The organism is Ornithinimicrobium sp. F0845 (assembly GCF_023015765.1).
Taxonomy (GTDB): domain Bacteria; phylum Actinomycetota; class Actinomycetes; order Actinomycetales; family Dermatophilaceae; genus Ornithinicoccus.
Window position 1 is genome coordinate 1 of record NZ_JALKAL010000028.1, and the last position, 2,859, is coordinate 2,859.

2 protein-coding genes are annotated in these 2,859 nt (G+C 67.7%); both read right to left on the reverse strand.

What is annotated here, in order from left to right:
* Positions 1–3 precede the first annotated feature (3 nt).
* A complete protein-coding gene (locus MWU75_RS19545; protein WP_247094124.1) occupies positions 4–1,284 on the reverse strand; it encodes an ISL3 family transposase in 1,281 nt (426 codons plus the stop codon).
* Positions 1,285–1,321: 37 nt separating this feature from the next.
* The gene (locus MWU75_RS19550) at positions 1,322–2,425 is read right to left on the reverse strand and encodes an IS110 family transposase (protein ID WP_247094126.1); all 1,104 of its coding nucleotides are present in this window, start codon (positions 2,423–2,425) and stop codon (positions 1,322–1,324) included.
* Between the last annotated feature and the right edge of the window lie 434 nt (positions 2,426–2,859).

A 2,859-nucleotide genomic window follows, 5' to 3' on the forward strand; every position in this document is an offset into this window, starting at 1 on the left:
GGCTCATCCCAATCCAGGGTGTAGTTGGGGTCTGAATCCGCCGGTCTCCAGGAGTGCTCTGGCGATGTAGTTGGTGAGGTTGCGGAAGCCGAGGGCGGAGCCGCGGAGGTGCTCGAGCCGTCCGTTAATCGCTTCGGTGGGTCCGTTGCTGGTGCGGGGCCGGTCGAAGTAGGCCAGGACGTCCTGGGCGCGGCGGGACAGGGTGCGGCCCAGCCTGCGTAGTTCGAGCAGCGGTGAGGGGACGCCGGAGGACAGGGAGTCGATCACCTTCTGCATGAGGGTGCGTGCCCGGGGCCGGTCCGGTTCGCGGTAGGCGGTGATCATGGCCTGGTAGACACCCCAGGTGACCTCCACCTCGGTGTGGGCCTCGTCGGCGAACAGGGTGTCCAGCCGGTCCTGCTGCTTGTCGGTGAGCAAGTCGGCGCCGGTGGCCAGGGTCCGCCGGGCCGAGTAGAGGGGGTCGCCCTTGCGGCCCCGGTGGCCGCAGGAGGCCTGCTGGACCCGGCGGCGGCACTCGTCCAGGGCTTCGGCGGCGAGGCGGACTACGTGGAAGGGATCCATGACGCTGACCGCCTCCGGGAGCTCCTCGGTGGTCGCCGATTTGAAGCCGGTGAAGCCGTCCATGGCCACGACCTCCACCCGGTCGCGCCAGGCCTGGTCGCGTTCGCCCAGCCAGGTCTTGAACGCCTTCTTGGAGCGGCCCTCGACCATGTCCAGCAACCGGGACGGACCGGTGCCGTCGCGGATCGGCGTCAGATCGATGATCACGGTCACGTACTTGTCGCCGCGTCGGGTGTGCCGCCAGACGTGTTCATCCACGCCTATGACGCGGACGCCGTCGAGGCGGTGCGGGTCCTCGATCAGCACCCGCTTGCCTTCGTCCAGGACGGCGTCGTTGGCGGTGCTCCAGGACACCGCGAGGGCTTCGGCGACCCGGGCTACGGTCAGGTGCTGGACCACGATCGCGACCAGCGCCCACGTCAGTGCGGTCCGGGAGATCTTCGCCCGCGGCTGCGCCGCGGCAGTGGTGTCCTGGCGCCACACGCGGCCGCAGCCGGTGCACTTGTACCGTCGGACGGTGACCACCAGCGTGGTCGGTCGCCATCCGAACGGCTGGTGAGCCAGCCTCCTGATGACGGTGTCGCGCGGCACGCCCTGGCAGCCGCACTGGTGGCACCAGTCGTCCGGTTCAACGACCCGGCAGGCCAGGACCGCATGGTCAGGCCGGAGCAACTGGCCGGTCACCTCCAGCCCGAGGTCGTCCAGCCCCGTGAAGGTCGTCAAGTCAGGGGTGGTGAAGGTAGCGACTCTTCTATGTCTGTCAAGTCGGCAGCGGTGTGAGCCGCGAAGGGGCGGGGGTGGTGTCCTCGGCCCTGCTCGCGGCAGTCAGTGCGCGGTGGATCTGACGGGCTAGGTAGCGCTTGAGGATGCGGCGAATTTCGCGCTTGGTTAGTCCTTCGGCCAGTCGTCGTTGCACGTAAGTCTTGGTTTCTGCGTCATGAGTCATCCGCACGATCACGGCCATGTGCAGAGCCTTGTTCAGGCGCCGGTCGCCGCCGCGGTTGAGGCGGTGACGCACGGTGTTTCCTGAGGATGCTGGGATGGGGTTGGTGCCAGCCAGGGAGGCGAACGCGGCCTCGGAGTACAGTCGGCCATCGTGGGACCAGGCGGTGAAGACCACGGCTGCGGTCACTGGGCCAATACCCGGCTTGTCGAGAAGGACGCGCGCTGGGCTCTGCTCTAGCAGCTCGGTGGTGGTCCTGACGTTGTCGGCGAGTTGGGCATCGAGGTCGACAATCCGAGTGGCTAGCCGCACGGCTTCGGCGCGGGCTATCCGCACCGAGGCTTCCTCGGTGCGAGTGCGCCACTTGGCGATCTGGGCGATCTGCCGTCCGGTCAGGGGTTTGCGTGCGTCGATGCCCAGGTCCAGGACACGAAGCAGCGCGGTGAGCGCGTTGATGCTGGCTGTGCGCTCGGAGGTCATGTGGTCCCGGGCGCCCATCAGGACCCGCAGGCAAGCACGCACCCCAGCGTCCTCGCGCAAGTGCCGCTGCCGGTCGACTTGGAGCGGCAGGACAGCAGCGGCGATACGGCGAGCGTCGAGCGGGTCCGACTTCCCGACGCCGCGGTTGGCCCTGGCACTCATGGCCGGGGCTTCGACGACCTGATAGCCCGCGGTCGTGACTGCCCGGGCCAGCTGGGCGCCGTAGGTTGCGGCGCCCTCGATCACCCACAGCACCTCAAGATCGCCGCCGGTGCGGCGAGCGACCCAATCGATCGCACGGGCCATCCCGGGGATGGTGGCGGAAAAGTCGCCGTCGTCGACGACTTCACCGTGGGTTGTGCCCATGATCGACAGGGCGTGGTTTCGGGCGTGAGTATCCACGCCGACGACGAACGGATGAGCTTGCGCGACAATAGTCATAGCGGCTGGTTCTTCCTCTTCGGGACAAACGGTCCGGCCGCGAGGGCCGGCGCCGGCCATCGGGTAGGAGTCACCACGGGGCAGGACTGTGGATGAGTCACAACCTGAGTGCCTAGGCACCCGGGCTGGACAGTCTTCTGATCAGGCCACCGAGGTGGGCCGAGAACGGCGCCGGCCACCTCGACCCAAGCGGACACGTCGCTACCAAGGCACTCAAACTCGAGGCACAGTCAGGCACAGAGTCACGCTCGAACGAGACGACCAACGCCATTCTCGGCAGCCGATCGCCGACCAGCCACCCATACACTCACAGTCAGGCACGTCGAGGTCTTCCAGATCGAGGGCTGTGTGAGAACTCCCATCATCGGAAGACCTCGACCCTCACCCCCGCAGCGACCCGCCGCCGATCACACCACCGCTACACCCTCGTTTGG